The organism is Gluconobacter sp. Dm-74 (assembly GCF_018256135.1).
Lineage (GTDB): Bacteria > Pseudomonadota > Alphaproteobacteria > Acetobacterales > Acetobacteraceae > Gluconobacter > Gluconobacter cadivus.
The window spans coordinates 231,594-247,112 of the sequence record NZ_JAERLX010000002.1; the positions used below are offsets into that span (position 1 = coordinate 231,594).

Below are 15,519 nucleotides of genomic sequence, written 5' to 3' on the forward strand. Positions count from 1 at the left end.
TTTGTTTTTTCCTGGCCAAAACGCTGATGCGTGAGGTCATTTCCTGTAGTCTGCGGGACATGATCAAAAAGCCCCTCGCCGTCGTGACCATGGTTTATAACGAACCGGAGCATCTTCAGGTCTGGCGGCGTCATTATGGCGCACAGGCTGGGGAAAGCGCTTGTTACATCATCGATCACGGGTCAGATGACGGGTGTACGACGCATCTGGGACAGGTGAATGTCGTTCGAATTCCCCGCTCTCCCCAAGACGACGAACGCCGCACCCGGGCGGTCGGAAAATTCTGTGACAGTCTGCTCGAATGGTATGACAGCGTCATCTATACGGATGTGGACGAAATCCTCCTCGCGGACCCCGTTTTCGTCCCGTCCTTGACTGAATTCGCGCTGCTGAACCGAAGCCCCGTGGTCACGGCGACAGGCTTTGACGTCATCCACCGTCCGGATGAGGAAGGCCCGTTCGACTACAGCCGTCCCGTCTCTTTACAGCGCCGCCATCTCCGCTTTTCGAGCGCGATGTGCAAACCGGTTCTCACCCGCATTCCCATCACCTGGGCTCCGGGTTTCCACTGCTGCGAAGAAGCGGTTCCCAGCCTCGCCGCACCTCTTTTCCTGTTCCATCTGCGTTATGCTGATCTGGGTTCGGGTCTGGCGCGGCTGGAGCGGACCCGCAGGCAGCCCTGGGTCTCGGAAGACGTCGGACGTCATCAGCGCCTCGACAATGCGGACTGGGAAAATATGCTGCTTGGAATGGCAGGACTGCCCAGAACGGAAAGCACGCTCGACAATCGGGACGCGCGCCTCATGCAGTGGCGCCAGCAGGTCGAGGACAGCACCCAGACGCGCCTGAACGACCTGTACCGCCTTGATCTGCATCTGAGCGGAACAGAACTCTGGCGCCTGCCAGACCGCTTCGTAGGGCGCGTCTGAGGCACAAAAAAACCGGCTCCTTACGGGCCGGTCTTTTTAAGGCGCTGAAGACAGAACGTCTTATTCTGCTTCGACTTCCGCCGCACGACGATCATGATCTTCATCGGAGGAACGCTCCGAAGCGTAGTCCCCTTCCTGCTCGGATGACGGGGCCTCGTCTTCACCACGCTCACCGCGTGCCTCACGACGGTCTTCGTAAGCCCGCTGCCGCTGCTGCTGGCGCTCGTTACGCTCCTGCTGGCTTTTCTCAGCGGCCTGATTCATGGCGTTGAGAATACGGAAATAATGCTCCGCATGCTGGAAATAGGCTTCTGCAAGAATGCGGTCGCCAGTTCCGGTTGCGTCGCGGCCAAGCTGGAGATACTTCTCGAACAGCTGCTGCGCCGTACCGCGGACCCTGAGATCAGGCCCGTTACTGTCAAACACATGGTTGCGGTTCAGAGGTGTCTGGGCATTACTGCTGCTACGTGACGGCCCACTGCCCGCACGATGATGCCGGCCTCTTATGCGCTTCATATTCATCGACCCGTGATGCACTTTCATGATGACGTGGACCGTTCTGCAAGCACAGAAAGTTCCGACCGCCGCTATCGAAAAAGACGTCTGTCTGTTCCGCTATGGCTGAACCCGGCTCAGCCAGTCTTCCATCGTCAGTGCAGAATGACGTGAACGATGGGCAAAGATACGCCTGAGAGTGTCTGTAAAACACCTTCAAATTCGTATGCATTGGCTTTAGCCATACCAAGTTCCGTCAGTCAAGCCAACGGTTTTTCGTTATCTCACGCCACTGTCTGTCCTCTTATGCAGGCAAATGCAGAACCAGCGCTCTTTCTACCCCCCCCAGATCTTTCCGGCGCCCTACGTCCCGCAATCCGTTTTGCACTCCAAGCGCAGACACGTCCTCGATCTGTCCGATCCCCATCTCAAAGATGGCATGTCCTCCCGGCACCAGCAGATCCGGCAGGGCGGCACACAGAATACGATACGCCTCAAGCCCGTCTGGTCCGCCATCAAGAGCCCGCGCAGGCTCATAGCGCACAACTTCGGGCATCAGATCCGACAGATCACCGGTCTCGATATAAGGTGGATTGGAGAGCACGATATCGAACCGGGCATTCAGGGCTTCCGCCCAGCTTCCGGCGAAAAAAACACTCCGTTGCTCAAGCCCCGTACGAGCGGAATTGCGTCGCGCCAAAGCTGCTGCCTGAGGAGACAAATCGACGCCCACACCTGTTGCCTGCGGGTATTCCGACAGGGCGGCGAGCAACAGACAGCCGGTTCCGGTGCCCAGATCCAAAATGGACAGCGGTGCATCCCGATCCGGGTGAATATCTAGCAATGCTTCGATCAGGGCCTCGCTGTCGGCACGGGGGATCAGCGTGTCACGCCCAGTCTCCAGATCCAGTGTCCAAAAACCCGTCTCGCCCGTGATGAACGCCAGAGGCTCCCGGTTCAGTCTGCGCGTCAGGGCATCGGCGAATCGTATCTGCTGGACGTCATCCACGCCATCCAGAGACAGCAATCCACCCAGATCCCGTCCTGTTGCCCAGCACAGCAGAAGCCGCGCTTCGCGACGCGCATCCTCAATCCCGGCCTGCTCCAGCGCCTGTGAGGCCTCGCGCAAAAGATCATCTTTGGCCATCATCTTCAAAGCGAACCTGCTATAGTTGGTGTCATGACGTCCAAACGTGCATTCCTCTTTTCCGCCCTGCTGCTTGGCTGCACACTCACGCCTGTTCAGGCACAGTCAGACCTGTCCAGAGAACTGCCCCCGTCCTTTACGGTAACGGACGAGCGTGCGCCCGAAGAAATTTCGGAAGTCTCGCGCCTGTATCTGGATGGCAATCTGGTTGCAACATTCAGACTCGGGCTGTCCAAGGCCCATGAGACGCAGACCATCGTGCTTCCGGTTGGCCGTTCCGATGTGGATTACGCCCTGTGCGGAGAAATCACCATTGTACGGAATGGCCATCAGGAAACCCATCAGGTGAGCAGCGAGGGCCAGCTCCACCATCCTGAAGGCCATTCCCTCGACGCCGTGGGCAGCAACAATTTCACGGACTTCTTTCTGGTCGATTACGACGACGCCGCTGTTGCAACCCACCGGCATGGGCGTGCTGCCGTCTGCGCGACACCCAACACCTGAGGTTCAGAACCCTGCGGCGGCGAGCAGTTCCGTCTGTTCTTCCCGGGTCAGTGCGTCGATGATCTCGTCGAATTCACCGCTCATGATCCGGTCGATCTTGTAGAGCGTCAGATTGATCCTGTGGTCCGTCACGCGACCTTGCGGAAAATTATAGGTCCGGATGCGCTCCGACCGATCGCCGGTCCCGACCTGTGATTTCCGATCTGCAGCTCGTGTGGCATGAAGCTGTGCACGCTCGCGTTCGTAAAGCCGCGCGCGCAGGATCTTCAAAGCCTTGGCCTTGTTCTTGTGCTGGCTTTTCTCTTCCTGCATCGCCACCACGATCCCGCTGGGCATATGCGTAATGCGGACCGCACTTTCGGTCTTGTTGACGTGCTGACCACCTGCACCGGATGCGCGATACACATCGATCCGCAGATCGTCGTCATTGATCGTGACATCAACCTCTTCAGCTTCGGGCAACACAGCAACAGTTACGGTTGAAGTATGGATGCGACCCTGGCTTTCCGTGGACGGGACACGTTGAACGCGATGCACACCGGATTCGTATTTCAGACGCGCGAAGACAGAACGGCCTGAAATGGTCGCCATGCCTTCCTTCAGGCCTGCGACTTCATTTTCGGAATATTCCATGACTTCGAAACGCCAGCCATTCTGTTCCGAAAAGCGGCGATAGGCATCGAACAGTTCCGCAGCGAACAAACCAGCCTCGTCGCCACCAGCGGCGGGTCGGATTTCAAGAATGGCGCTGCGTTCGTCAGCCGCATCTTTCGGCAGGAGCGCGAGACGCAGGGCGTGCTGGAGGTCGGGCAAGGTCGCCTCGATCTCTGCCAGCTCCATCTGCGCCAGTTCACGCATTTCCGGGTCGTCCAGCAGGGCCTGCGCCCCGGCTTTCTGCTCTTCCGCGCTTTTCCAGGCCTGAATGGACGCGACCACGGGTTCCAGCTCGGCATATTCCTGCGACAGACGGGTGAAATCCTCACCCGTCAGATCGCCGGAAGACATCAGGGCCTGAACTTCCTCTGAACGCGCGACAATTCGCTCAAGCCTGTCGTCAAACGCCATACGCTCAGGCGCGTCCTGCGCTCAGAAGACGCACCAGATCCGTGACCGGAACTTCCTGCTGCTCGCGGCTGGACAGATCCCGAAGCTGCACGACATCCTTGGCGATTTCCTCATCGCCCAGAACAATCGCGTGGGACGCGCCGGACTTCACCACGCGCTCCATCCGCTTTTTCAGATTGCCGCGCGTTTCGATCTCCGCCCGTAATCCGGCAGAACGCAGCGCGCGCGCAAGCGACGCAGCTTTCAGAACAGCCGGATCGCCCATGGGCACCAGCGTAATTCCCGCCGGAAGCTCCGGTGCGCTGTCCAGCAGCATTGCCAAACGCTCAATCCCGCCAGCCCAGCCGATCGCCGGGATGGCCGGACCGCCCATCTGCTCGACCAGCCCTTCATAGCGACCACCGGCCAGTACGGTGCCCTGAGCCCCGAGCTTCGAGGTCACAAACTCGAACGCTGTGTGGCTGTAATAATCAAGGCCGCGAACGATGCGCGGGTTTTCAACGAAGTCCACGCCGAATGCCTGAAGGCTGTCGCGCAACGTGTCCCAGAATTTCCGGGACTCATCGTTCAGATAGTCCGCAAAGGCCGGGGCATCGTCGAGCAGTTTACGGTCCTGCTCGGACTTGCTGTCCAGAATCCGCAGCGGGTTGGCTTCAAGCCGGACCCGGCTCTCTTCCGACAGCGCTTCCGCATGGTCTCGGAAATAGGCGACCAGAGCTTCACGCCATGCCTGACGGCTGGCCAGATCACCAAGGGTGTTGAGTTCCAGTGTGACGTGATCGCCCAGACCCAGTTCACGCAGGATGTCCTGCGCCATGGCGATCGTCTCGGCATCGCGCAGCGGACTTTCCGCACCGATCAGTTCCCCACCGATCTGGTGGAACTGGCGGTAGCGTCCCTTCTGCGGGCGTTCGTAGCGGAACATCGGCCCGTGATAGAACACCTTCTGCGGCAGCGACTGCGTCAGACCGTTCGTAACAAGCGCGCGGCAGATCGCCGCCGTGCCCTCGGGACGCAGGGTGATGCTCTCACCCCCGCGATCTTCGAACGTATACATCTCCTTGGACACGACATCGGACGTCTCGCCGAGCGTACGCGAAAAGACGCGCGTGTCCTCGAAGATGGGCGTGCTCCATTCCTCGAACCCATAGGTCCGCAGAACCCGGCGCGCCGTCTCCACGACATGGTGGTGGCGGCGCATCGTCTCGCCGATGAGGTCGTGTGTCCCGCGAGGGGGCTGAAGTCCGGACATCAGTGCGCTGCCGGGTCCATCTGCTTGGCCGTGGAGGCCTCGACCTTGCCCGCCTCGATGTCTGCGACCTTCTTTTCCACGAGGTCCACAATATGCTCGATCATGTCGCCACCCGGCATCGTGTGATCCTGACGACCGGCCGCATAAACCATGTGACGACCATTGCCGCCACCGGTCACGCCGAGATCGGTCATCAGTGCTTCACCGGGGCCATTCACCACGCAGCCGATGATAGACAGCGTCAGCGGCGTCTTGATGTGCTGGAGGCGATCTTCCAGCGTCTGGACCGTCTCGACGACATTGAAGCCCTGACGGGCACAGGACGGGCAGGAAATGATCTTCACACCGCGATGACGCAGGCCGAGGGACTTCAGGATATCCCAGCCGACCAGCACTTCCTCTTCCGGAGCAGCCGAGAGCGACACACGCATCGTGTCACCCACGCCAGCCCAGAGCAGATTGCCCAGACCGATAGACGACTTCACGGTGCCCGCACGCTTGGAGCCTGCCTCGGTGATGCCGATATGCAGCGGGTGGTCACAGCAATCCGCAAGCTGCTGATAGGCCGCAACCGCCATGAACACGTCAGATGCCTTCACGCTGATCTTGAACTCGTGGAAATCGTGATCCTGAAGGATCTTCGCGTGTTCCAGAGCGCTCTCGACCAGAGCTTCGGGGTTGGGTTCGCCGTATTTTTCAAGCAGGTGCTTTTCCAGCGAACCGGCATTCACGCCGATGCGGATGGAGCAGCCATAATCCTTGGCGGCGTTCACGACTTCCCGCACGCGCTCGGCGCTACCGATATTGCCCGGATTGATTCGCAGGCACGCAGCACCGGCCTTCGCGGCCTCGATGGCGCGCTTATAGTGGAAGTGGATGTCCGCAACGATGGGCACATTCACTTCACGAACGATTTCCGCCAGCGCTTCAGTGCTGGCCTCATCCGGACAGGAGACGCGAACGATGTCCACACCAGCCAGTTCGGACAGGCGGATCTGGTCGATCGTGGCCTGTGCGTCCGACGTCAGGGTGTTGGTCATGGTCTGCACGGAAATCGGGGCATCACCACCGACCGCGACCTTGCCGACATGGATCTGGCGCGACTTGCGACGTTCGATGTGCTGATACGGACGGTAGCTGCTCATGATTTACCTCTTCGTGCCCGGTGGAAACCGGAAGCTCTGACGCAGGGGGCTGTATTCAGGGACACTGAGCCCCCCTGACGGATATAAGGGTTTAATGCGGTGGCGACGATTGTTCCAGCGGCTGATGTTCAAGCTGCCGGGCATTCAGGTCATCGGCCGAAACGTCGCGCTCCGGCGATGGGGCTTTGTGCGGAACGGGTGCCGGAGCCGGTTTTGCAACCATAGGCGGCACGACGGCCGGTGCGTCCGTGGCGGTTGGTGATGGGGAGGCACTGGGCTGAACCGGAAGGGCCACACCCGATCCGAATGAGCCGGAACGGATGGCATCGGCCGTCACCTCAACATTGCGACGGACCTGCCCTTCCCGGCCCAGAGGCGCACTGGTCGCCCCCGCCGTGGTCAGGACCACACCGCCTGCATTCCCGAACGACATGTGAAACGGAGCACCCGCGGGATCGCCCTGCCAGCTTTCGCCCGGCTGCATGACGCGCGACATCAGGACGTGCCCGTCCTTGTCACGAACCTGCGCCCAGACGTGCGACAGCGCCCGCACGACGACAGCCCCTTCTGGAACAGCCGGGGGCAGATCCGTGGCAGGTTGTCCGGGTGTCGGGATTTTTTCAGGCGCGACGGTCTCAGTCGGGGGCGTTGGGACAGGTGCATCATCTTCATCAGAAGACGGAGCCGCTGGTACAGCCTGTTCCGGTGCAGACGCAGGCGGATTTTGCGGGGCCGCAGCCGTCTGCACAGGGCTGGAAACTGTTGGCGACCCAGCAGGAGTGGGCGACGCAACGACCGGCGTATGAGGTTCGGGCGTGGGTGCGCGTCCGGGCATAACAGAGGCGACCTGTGGGGAGGTCGTGGCAGGAGTTGCCGCACCCGGCATCAGTTCTGCCACGGCTGGAACCTGACGCTGCGCCGGTGTGTCATGGGCGGTAAAACGGTACCAGCCGACATAGGCCACAGCCACGACCACCAACCCGGCGCCCACCAGCACACCAACAGGCAACCCCCGATCCCCTTCGGGTTGCGGGAAAACCAGCTCCGTCTTGCGTGTCACCGCCCCACGCGTATCGCGCCGGAAACGCTCGACCAGCGCGTCCGCATCAAGCTGCATGGCATGTGCGTAAGTCCGCAGGAAGCCGACGGCATAAGCCACACCCGGCAGCCCCGAAAGATCGTCCGCTTCAAGCGCGGCCAGAAGTTTCGGGCGGATTCGCAGCCACTCCGCCACGTCTTCCAGTCGCCATCCCAGTTCCTCACGACGCTCGCGCAGCACCTTTCCAACACTGGGCTGGTCAGAAGACTGCGACAACGGGCGGCTGGAGGACGGAGAGGACATGACCGGATGATCCGTTAGCTGGCAGCGTGAATACGGTTTTCACGCTGCTTTATGGCATCAACGGCCTGCTGCACCAGCGTCGCAAGAATATCGGCGACCGGACGGATTTCCTTGACCATGCCGACGGACTGACCGGCCATGACGGAACCCGTCTCCACGTCACCTTCGATAACGGCACGACGCAGCGCACCGGCCCAGTAATGCTCGATCGAAAGCTGGGCTTCTTCCTTGGTCAGTTCGCCGCTCTGGAACTTCTGGAGCGCCTCACCCTGAAGGCGGGCGTAACGGCGGCCACCTTCATTCGACAAGCCGCGTACCGGAATGACCGGGAAGAGCTCGTCAAGCTGGACAGTCGTCACGGCATCGCGGGCATTGGCACGCAGGAAAGCTTTCTTGAAGTTCTCATGCGCGATGCTTTCTTCGGAAGCCGCAAACAGCGTTCCAAGTTGTGCACCGGCTGCGCCCTGCTCCAGATAAGACAGGACGGCATCACCACGTCCAAGACCACCAGCCACAAACACCGGCACGTCGCGGATATGAGGCAGGATTTCCTGCGCCAGAACCGTCAGCGACACGGGCCCGACATGGCCACCCGCTTCCGAGCCTTCGATCACGAGAGCCTCGATGCCCATGCGCACCAGCCGCTTGCCCAGAGCCAGAGCAGGCGCAAAACCGATCGCCCGCGCTCCGCCATCGCGGACCTTGCGGATCGTGGCGCTGTTCGGCACGCCGCCTGCGAGCACGATGTGAGAGACGTTATGCGCCAGACACACGTCCACCAGTCGGTCCAGCTCCGGGTGCATGGTGATAAGGTTGACGCCGAACGGGCGCTTCGTCATCGCCTGCGTGGCAACGATTTCCTCTTCCAGACGCTCGGGAGACATCGCGCCACAGGCGATGACACCAAACCCACCGGCGTTGGAAATGGCCGAGACAAGATGCCTCTCGCTGACCCAGGACATGGCCCCGCCGAGGATCGCAACGTCGCTTCCAAGGAAGTCACAGCCCGGCTTCCACAGCCGGTCCAGCGTCGCGCGGGCGTCCAGAGTCTCGCTCGGGGTCTCGGTCAGGGTTTCGCTCACGCGTCGGCTTCCTCTTTGGCATCAAGCCCATAAGCCGTGTGCAGTGCGCGCATGGCCAGTTCGGTATATTCGGAATCGATCAAAACCGAGATCTTGATCTCGCTCGTGGAAATGACCTGCACGTTGATGCCGCGATCGGCCAGCGTACGGAACATCCGCGCGGCCAGACCGGCATTGGAGCGCATACCGATGCCCACGACACTGATCTTCACCACGTTATGAGACGTGATCAGTTCGCCATACTGGACGTATTCGCGGGCCTTCTCCAGCACGGAGCGAGCAGCAGCCTCGTCGGCTTTGCTAACCGTGAAGGTCATGTTCGTCAGATTGTCCACGCCAACGCTCTGGACGATCATGTCGACATTGATGTTCGCAGCGGCCAGCGGATCGAAAATCGCGGCCGCGATGCCCGGACGGTCCGGAATGTTCCGCACGGAGATTTTCGCTTCGTCATGCGAGTTGGCAATCCCCGCAACCAGTTCCTTCTCCATGATCTCGTCCTCATCAACAACAATCGAACCACTGTCATCATCCGTTTCCGCGAACGATGACAGAACCCGCACCCGGACATTCTCACGCATGGCGAGGCCGACACTGCGGGTCTGAAGTACCTTGGCGCCTACGGAAGCCAGTTCAAGCATCTCTTCGTAAGTGATGCGATCTAGCTTCTTTGCGCGTTTCACGATGCGCGGATCGGTGGTGTAGATCCCGTCCACATCGGTATAAATATCACACTGATCGGCATGGATGGCAGCCGCGACGGCCACGGCGGAGGTATCTGATCCACCGCGCCCCAGCGTTGCGATCCGTCCATCAGGCCCTACGCCCTGAAAGCCTGCGACAACCGGCACGATCCCATCGTCCAGACAGGCCAGCAGCGCCGTGCCGTCCACGCTCTCGATAGCGGCTTTGCCGTGGGCGTCATCCGTCACAAGCGGGATCTGCCAGCCCTGAAACGACCGCGCTTTCACGCCAAGCGCCTGAAGCGCGATGGAGACAAGCCCGCTTGTCACCTGCTCGCCCGCCGCCACCACGGCATCATATTCCTTCGGATCGGCCAGCGGGTCGAGTTCCGCACAATATCCGACCATCCGGTTCGTCACACCCGCCATCGCCGACACAACAACTGCCACGCGGCGGCCGCGGTCATGTTCCGCCTTCACGCGTTTCGCAACGTTCCGGATACGCTCGATATTTCCGACGGATGTACCGCCGAATTTCATGACAACCGTCTTCCGTTTCCCAATTTCGCCAGTCATGGCGGCATGAGGATCGGCACGACCGGAAAGCTGGTCGTGGACGGGAGTATCGGGCATGGACATCGCGGATAAGGCTCCAGTACGTGTCTGGCGTTGCGCGCTCGGGTCTGGCATCGGGTACCGCAAAACACCCGGCGCCTGAACAGACTCTGCCGGTCCACATACTCGTCTCGCTCCGCCACGTCCAGATGACGCACGGCAGACAGGCACACAGAAGGACAGTTCTGATGCCCACAGAAACATCTCCGGGACAGGATTTCAGACGTTCATCCGTTTCGGAATCCGAAATTGCCCATTTCAGCGCTCTGGCAGAAGACTGGTGGAATCCGCGCGGCCCCATGGCCCCGCTCCATGCCATGAACCCCCTGCGGACCGAATGGGTCAGCCGTCACGTTGCCCCGCTGCACGCTGCGTCTGCCGGACCTCTGCGCCTGCTCGATATCGGCTGTGGTGCGGGTCTGGCCAGCGAGGCCTATGCCAAACTCGGGTTTGAAACACTCGGAATCGATGCCAGCGCCGCCGGGATCCGGGCAGCCGAAGCACATCTGGCTCAGCATCCCCTCCCTCCCGAAGCTGCCCCCCTGTCCTATCGCAATGGCAGTGCGGAAGACCTTGTTGCGGAAGGGGCGCGGTTCGACGTCGTCAATGCGCTTGAAGTCATCGAACACGTCAATGATCCGCAGGATTTTCTGATCATGCTGGCTACGCTGACGAAGCCAGGCGGCATGGTTGCTGTGTCCACGCTGAACCGCACGCCACGCTCTTTCGCTGTCGCCAAACTCGGTGCGGAATATCTGCTGCGGATGCTGCCTGTGGGCACGCATGACTGGAAGAAGTTCATCAAGCCGGACGAACTGGCCGCCATGGCCCGAAAGGCCGGTCTGCGGATGCTGGACATCGCAGGCATGAGTTATGTGCCGTTCAAATGGCGCGAGAGCCGCGACACTGGCATCAACTACATCGCGATTTTTCGCAAGGACTGAACAAAAAAGGCACTTGCAGCGGGATCATCCGCCGCAAGTGCCTTAGCCGGAAACACAGCCGATCAGGCCTGCGTGTTCATGAACGCGAAGGTCGTCGGGCTTCCGACTGGGGTGAAATTGTTCGTAAACGCAATTTCGCCCGTCTTTTTATCTACCCGGAACGAGGTCACGGCATCGGAACGCTGGTTGGCGCAGAACAGGAACGTTCCGGACGGATCGAACATCAGGGCACGGCCATAGTCCGCGTGCATCCACACTTCGTCCTGAAGTGTAAGTGTTCCATCGGTACCGATGGCGAACACGGCCAGCGAATCACCGAGCCGGTTAGAGACGTAAACGAACTTGCCACTGGCCGAGATCAGGATTTCTGCCGCAAGTGTCGAGCCGCGGAAATGCGACGTGACCGTACTGACGGTCTGGATATTGCTGATCGCACCGGTAACCGGATCGAAATTGGAAACAACGACCTTCGAATCCTGTTCGCACAGATTGTACAGAATCCGACCGGAATGATTGAACTGGAAGTGGCGCGGTGCCGACCCCGGCTCCATGTCGTAATATGGCGTCTTAGCCGGGATCAGCTTGCCCGTGTCGAGGTTCAGCGTCCAGACATACACCCGGTCCAGACCTGCATCATCGGCCAGCACGAATTTTCCGCTTGGATCGGAATGGATCATGTGGGGATGCGAGCCCGAATGATCGGAAACGGCAAAATTACCCTGCGGATTGTCCGCAGCACGCTCCGGCTGGCGCGGGCCTGTGTTGTGAACCACGTCCGATGCTTCGCCCAGAGATCCGTCCGAACGGATGGGCAAAACCGCCACATTCCCACCAACATAATTGGCCACCAGCACATAGCGGCCCGAATGGTGAATGCTCACATACGCCGGAACAGCACCCATTGAACTGACGACATTCAGCTTGCGCAGTGAACCGGTTTTGGGGTCGATGGCAAATGCCGTGACGGACCCGTCACCATTCTTGTTGAAATCGTCGATTTCGCTCAGCGCGTAGAGGAAGCGCTGGTCTTTCGAGATCGTCAGGAAGGACGGACTGGCGATATCGGTGAACGTCGTGATCGGCGTCAGAACGCCTGTCTCGCGGTCCATATCGAAAACAGCAATGCCCTGCCCGTTTCCGGTTCCGCCGCCTGGGGGGCCGTGTTTCGTATATCCGCCGACAAAGCAGATCGTTTTGGAAACCTGCTTTGGTGGCGGAGGTGGCGTCGGAACCTCCTTCTCAGGATCGGCGGCACCAGCAATACCAGTACCGACAGCCGCAACACCGGCAACCAGTCCGGCCGCAAAACTGCGGCGGGAAACAGGGTGGGACATGATGGGTCTGCATTCCTTTCGATAGGGCGACGATAACGTCCGGGCCATGATGCCGGTTTCGCGACAACAAACCTAGTGTACGTCTTTCGGCAGCTTGCATTGTGGTCCGACTGGCGGACCGGTGTAGCGGCTCCAGGTCTGGGTTTCACCCAGAAGGGGCATTCCCAGAACGAATCCGCGCAGCTTCAGAACATTGGGTTGGGAAACCCATATCCGCGCCTGATAGACCCGTCCGGTTCTCGGATCAAGAATATGGCCCTGCCACTTGCGATCCTCGATTGGGACAAAGTCTGTCAGCATACGGATACCGCATTGCGAACGTCCCCAGACGTCTTTTGGCATTTCCCCGTCGTAAGCCATGCCAATCAGTTGACCACAGAGAGCATGCCCGCAGGGCTGGATCGAAAACAACCCATCGTGCCCTTCCGACAGCCACAGGCCCTGTTCGGGAATGTTCTGCGGAAGAGCATCATCCGGAGCAGGAGACTGGGCCCGAACACATGAAAGTGACAGCACAGTTATCAGGAAAGCCGCGAAAAGGCCCACACAGCGCATTCAGACGGTGCCCAACAGGTCATCAAGCCGCCCGGCGCGATCAAGGGCCATCAGATCGTCGCAGCCCCCGAGCGACTCTCCGTCAACAAACGTCTGAGGCACCGTGCGACGTCCCGAACGACGAATGGAGTCCTCGCGTTCGGCGGATCCGTGCGGGGCGTTGATTTCCTGAAACGTCACGCCCTTGGAGCGCAGAAGACTGACGGCATGCACACAGTAAGGGCATCCAGGCTGGGTAAAAATCTCGATTTTCGGCATAGGATTCTCATTCCTGGACAAAGCGCGGGTTCTGTTCATCCACTCTCCCGGTCCGGGCTGCAACCAAAATATCCACGCTTGCCGCCCCGGCCTGCATCAGAGCCAATGTACAGGCCGTCGCCGTGGAGCCTGTCGTCAGCACATCATCCACCAGCAAAACAGCCTGCCCTCTTATGCAGGCGTCCCGCCCTTTTCTGATCCGGATTGCCTGCGCCATCTCCTCCTCGCGCTCTCCGGCGGACAGACGGGCCAGAGCTTTTGTCGAGCGAACCCGTTGAAGGGCATCTACCATACATGGCAATCCGGCAAGGCGTGCCACACCCTGCGCCATCAAACCGGCCTGATTGTAGCGCCGCCTCCATAATCGGGTGCGATATAGTGGCACCGGCACGACAAGCGTTACTTTCTCCAGAAGATCTTCAGCCGCAACAGCCATATGCCGTGCCAGAACGGCAGCATTTTCGGTATGATCGGAATATTTCAGTGGCAGGATGAGGCGTCGGGACCATGCGTCATAAACGAATGCGGCCCGGGCAGAACGCCAGACCGGCGGATGGGCATGACAGGCAGCACAGCAGCTCTGCGTACCTCCAAGCCCCTCATTTTCCAGAGGAACGCCACAACGATCACATTGCGGAGAGACGATCCGGTGTGCCGTCTGAAAGCAGGTGCTGCAAAAAGCCCCTTCCGTCATGACTTCGGTGCCACAGGCCGCACAGACGGGAGGCAAAAGTGTATTGAGGAGTGTGCGGGCTATACGACGGCCTGTCCGCATTACCGGGGTTTCGGCAGAAGTCGGAGCGTAATACGGGATGCATCGATCAGGACTTTGCCCTGATGCTGGAAATTGACCGTCACCCGCTCACCAACAGCAGACTGAACCTGCCCCCATCCCCAGTCCGGGTAATCGGGATGCAGAACAATCTGGCCTGGCTCAAGAAAAGATTGAAACGGCCCGCCTACTGACATGCTTGCCAGACTCCTCGCCGCAGGATCTGAGCGGATATGGTCTTTAGCTGCTCTGCCTGCAAGGTAAAAAACCTTGCAGGCAGAGCAGATCAGAATCGTACCTGACCGGGATCAGGGGGCGTCTGTGTACTGCTTATACTTCTTGAGGAACGCCTTGACCGACGCCCCGAGATCTTCGCGATCAATCGAGAAGGCAAGCTGGGCCTCAAGGAAGCCGGCCTTGTCGCCGCAATCAAAGCGCGTGCCTTCGTAGCGCAGCCCATGGAACGGCACTTCACCGATCGTCTTGGCCATTGCGTCCGTGAGCTGGACTTCGTTGCCTGCACCACGCTCAAGCTTCGCCAGATACTTCATGACGTCCGGCGTCAGGACATAGCGGCCGATAATAGACAGGTTCGACGGCGCGTCTTCCGGAGCAGGCTTTTCAACCAGCCCCTTTACTTCCACCAGCTTTCCATCGTCGCTGCCAACGTCAAGGATACCGTAGCGGTTCGTGTGCTCGGGCGGAACTTCCGACACAGCCACGACATTGCCACCGGTTTTGTTGTAAGCTTCGACCAGCTGGCCAATGCAGCTGCGCCCCTTGACGATATCGTCCGGCAACAGGATCGCGAACGGATCATCGCCAATGAAGGAACGGGCGCACCAGATCGCATGTCCGAGGCCCAGCGGCTCCTGCTGACGCACGGCCACAAGAGATCCAGCCTGCACACTGCTGGGAGCCAGCGCTTCAAGCGCGCTTTTCTTGCCGCGCTCCTTGAGCGTTGCCTCAAGCTCATAAGCAATATCGAAATAATCGATCAGGCTGTCTTTGCCACGTCCGGTGACCAGACAAAATTCTTCGATCCCGGCTTCGCGAGCTTCGTCGATCGCGTACTGAATCAGCGGCTTGTCGACGACAGGAAGCATTTCCTTCGGCATGGCCTTTGTTGCGGGCAGAAACCGCGTACCAAGACCGGCAACAGGAAGAACAGCTTTTTTCAGTGGTTTGATCACGAAACCTCACACATCATACGAGATGACGCCCGACTGCCGAACGGAAGCCCAGACGCTCTTCAAAGACATTAGAGGAATACCCCTGTCTTAATAGTCTGGCAATAAGATGGCACAGACTATCAGAACCTTAATAAAACCTTCCCCCTTTGAGGGAGAGTAATATTCAGGGGATCCATGATTTTTAATTTGATACACCGACATGTG

17 protein-coding genes are annotated in these 15,519 nt (G+C 59.6%); 3 read left to right on the forward strand and 14 right to left on the reverse strand.

All coding sequences use genetic code 11. The annotated features are described in order from the left end of the window. The first annotated feature begins 26 nt into the window (after positions 1-26). On the forward strand, positions 27-929 hold the full coding sequence (locus JK208_RS04245; protein WP_249201936.1) for a glycosyltransferase family 2 protein: 903 nt from the start codon (positions 27-29) through the stop codon (positions 927-929). A 60-nt stretch (positions 930-989) separates the two neighbouring features. Here JK208_RS04245 and JK208_RS04250 read toward each other — a convergent pair whose 3' ends face one another. Then, entirely contained in the window at positions 990-1,451 is a 462-nt protein-coding gene (locus JK208_RS04250; protein WP_228125447.1) for a DUF4167 domain-containing protein, read from the reverse strand. A gap of 277 nt (positions 1,452-1,728) precedes the next feature. After that, the gene (gene prmC / locus JK208_RS04255) at positions 1,729-2,574 is read right to left on the reverse strand and encodes a peptide chain release factor N(5)-glutamine methyltransferase (protein ID WP_211574473.1); all 846 of its coding nucleotides are present in this window, start codon (positions 2,572-2,574) and stop codon (positions 1,729-1,731) included. Positions 2,575-2,604: 30 nt separating this feature from the next. Between prmC and JK208_RS04260 the strand changes: the two genes are divergently transcribed. After that, on the forward strand, positions 2,605-3,075 hold the full coding sequence (locus JK208_RS04260; protein WP_211574474.1) for a hypothetical protein: 471 nt from the start codon (positions 2,605-2,607) through the stop codon (positions 3,073-3,075). Positions 3,076-3,078: 3 nt separating this feature from the next. On the opposite strand, the gene prfA is transcribed toward JK208_RS04260, so the two are convergent. The 6 genes from prfA to JK208_RS04290 all read right to left on the reverse strand — a co-directional run bounded on the left by prfA (position 3,079) and on the right by JK208_RS04290 (position 10,283). Further along, positions 3,079-4,140: a peptide chain release factor 1 gene (gene prfA, locus JK208_RS04265; RefSeq protein WP_194267727.1), complete on the reverse strand. Its 1,062-nt coding sequence runs from the start codon at positions 4,138-4,140 to the stop codon at positions 3,079-3,081. 4 nt (positions 4,141-4,144) lie between these two features. Then, positions 4,145-5,392 (reverse strand): histidine--tRNA ligase, encoded by a 1,248-nt coding sequence (hisS, locus tag JK208_RS04270; RefSeq protein ID WP_211574475.1) that lies wholly within the window; start codon positions 5,390-5,392, stop codon positions 4,145-4,147. Further along, positions 5,392-6,537: a flavodoxin-dependent (E)-4-hydroxy-3-methylbut-2-enyl-diphosphate synthase gene (gene ispG, locus JK208_RS04275; RefSeq protein WP_062031453.1), complete on the reverse strand. Its 1,146-nt coding sequence runs from the start codon at positions 6,535-6,537 to the stop codon at positions 5,392-5,394. The genes hisS and ispG overlap by 1 nt, the downstream gene beginning before the upstream one ends. A 91-nt stretch (positions 6,538-6,628) precedes the next feature. Continuing rightward, positions 6,629-7,879: a helix-turn-helix domain-containing protein gene (locus JK208_RS04280; protein ID WP_211574476.1), complete on the reverse strand. Its 1,251-nt coding sequence runs from the start codon at positions 7,877-7,879 to the stop codon at positions 6,629-6,631. Between the two features lie 14 nt (positions 7,880-7,893). Beyond that, a complete protein-coding gene (locus JK208_RS04285) occupies positions 7,894-8,961 on the reverse strand; it encodes a nitronate monooxygenase (protein ID WP_349291959.1) in 1,068 nt (355 codons plus the stop codon). Further along, positions 8,958-10,283, reverse strand: coding sequence for an aspartate kinase (locus tag JK208_RS04290; protein WP_194262052.1), 1,326 nt, complete (start codon positions 10,281-10,283; stop codon positions 8,958-8,960). The genes JK208_RS04285 and JK208_RS04290 overlap by 4 nt, the downstream gene beginning before the upstream one ends. 164 nt (positions 10,284-10,447) lie before the next feature. Between JK208_RS04290 and ubiG the strand changes: the two genes are divergently transcribed. Beyond that, positions 10,448-11,203, forward strand: coding sequence for a bifunctional 2-polyprenyl-6-hydroxyphenol methylase/3-demethylubiquinol 3-O-methyltransferase UbiG (ubiG, locus tag JK208_RS04295; protein ID WP_211574477.1), 756 nt, complete (start codon positions 10,448-10,450; stop codon positions 11,201-11,203). 62 nt (positions 11,204-11,265) lie between these two features. Here the strand turns inward: ubiG and JK208_RS04300 are convergent, their stop codons facing one another. The 6 genes from JK208_RS04300 to galU all read right to left on the reverse strand — a co-directional run bounded on the left by JK208_RS04300 (position 11,266) and on the right by galU (position 15,315). Then, positions 11,266-12,537: a lactonase family protein gene (locus JK208_RS04300; RefSeq protein WP_211574478.1), complete on the reverse strand. Its 1,272-nt coding sequence runs from the start codon at positions 12,535-12,537 to the stop codon at positions 11,266-11,268. A 72-nt stretch (positions 12,538-12,609) separates the two neighbouring features. Further along, complete coding sequence (locus JK208_RS04305) at positions 12,610-13,092, reverse strand: DUF2147 domain-containing protein (protein WP_211574479.1); 483 nt, start codon at positions 13,090-13,092, stop codon at positions 12,610-12,612. Continuing rightward, positions 13,093-13,350 carry a glutaredoxin 3 gene (gene grxC / locus JK208_RS04310; RefSeq protein ID WP_211574480.1) on the reverse strand — a complete coding sequence of 86 codons (258 nt, stop codon included), beginning with the start codon at positions 13,348-13,350 and terminating at the stop codon, positions 13,093-13,095. It lies immediately after the preceding gene. 7 nt (positions 13,351-13,357) lie between these two features. Then, entirely contained in the window at positions 13,358-14,125 is a 768-nt protein-coding gene (locus JK208_RS04315; protein ID WP_283092408.1) for a ComF family protein, read from the reverse strand. Continuing rightward, a complete protein-coding gene (locus tag JK208_RS04320; RefSeq protein ID WP_211574481.1) occupies positions 14,125-14,319 on the reverse strand; it encodes a DUF3553 domain-containing protein in 195 nt (64 codons plus the stop codon). The genes JK208_RS04315 and JK208_RS04320 overlap by 1 nt, the downstream gene beginning before the upstream one ends. Positions 14,320-14,430: 111 nt before the next feature. After that, positions 14,431-15,315 (reverse strand): UTP--glucose-1-phosphate uridylyltransferase GalU, encoded by an 885-nt coding sequence (gene galU / locus JK208_RS04325; RefSeq protein ID WP_194262058.1) that lies wholly within the window; start codon positions 15,313-15,315, stop codon positions 14,431-14,433. Positions 15,316-15,519: the final 204 nt, after the last annotated feature.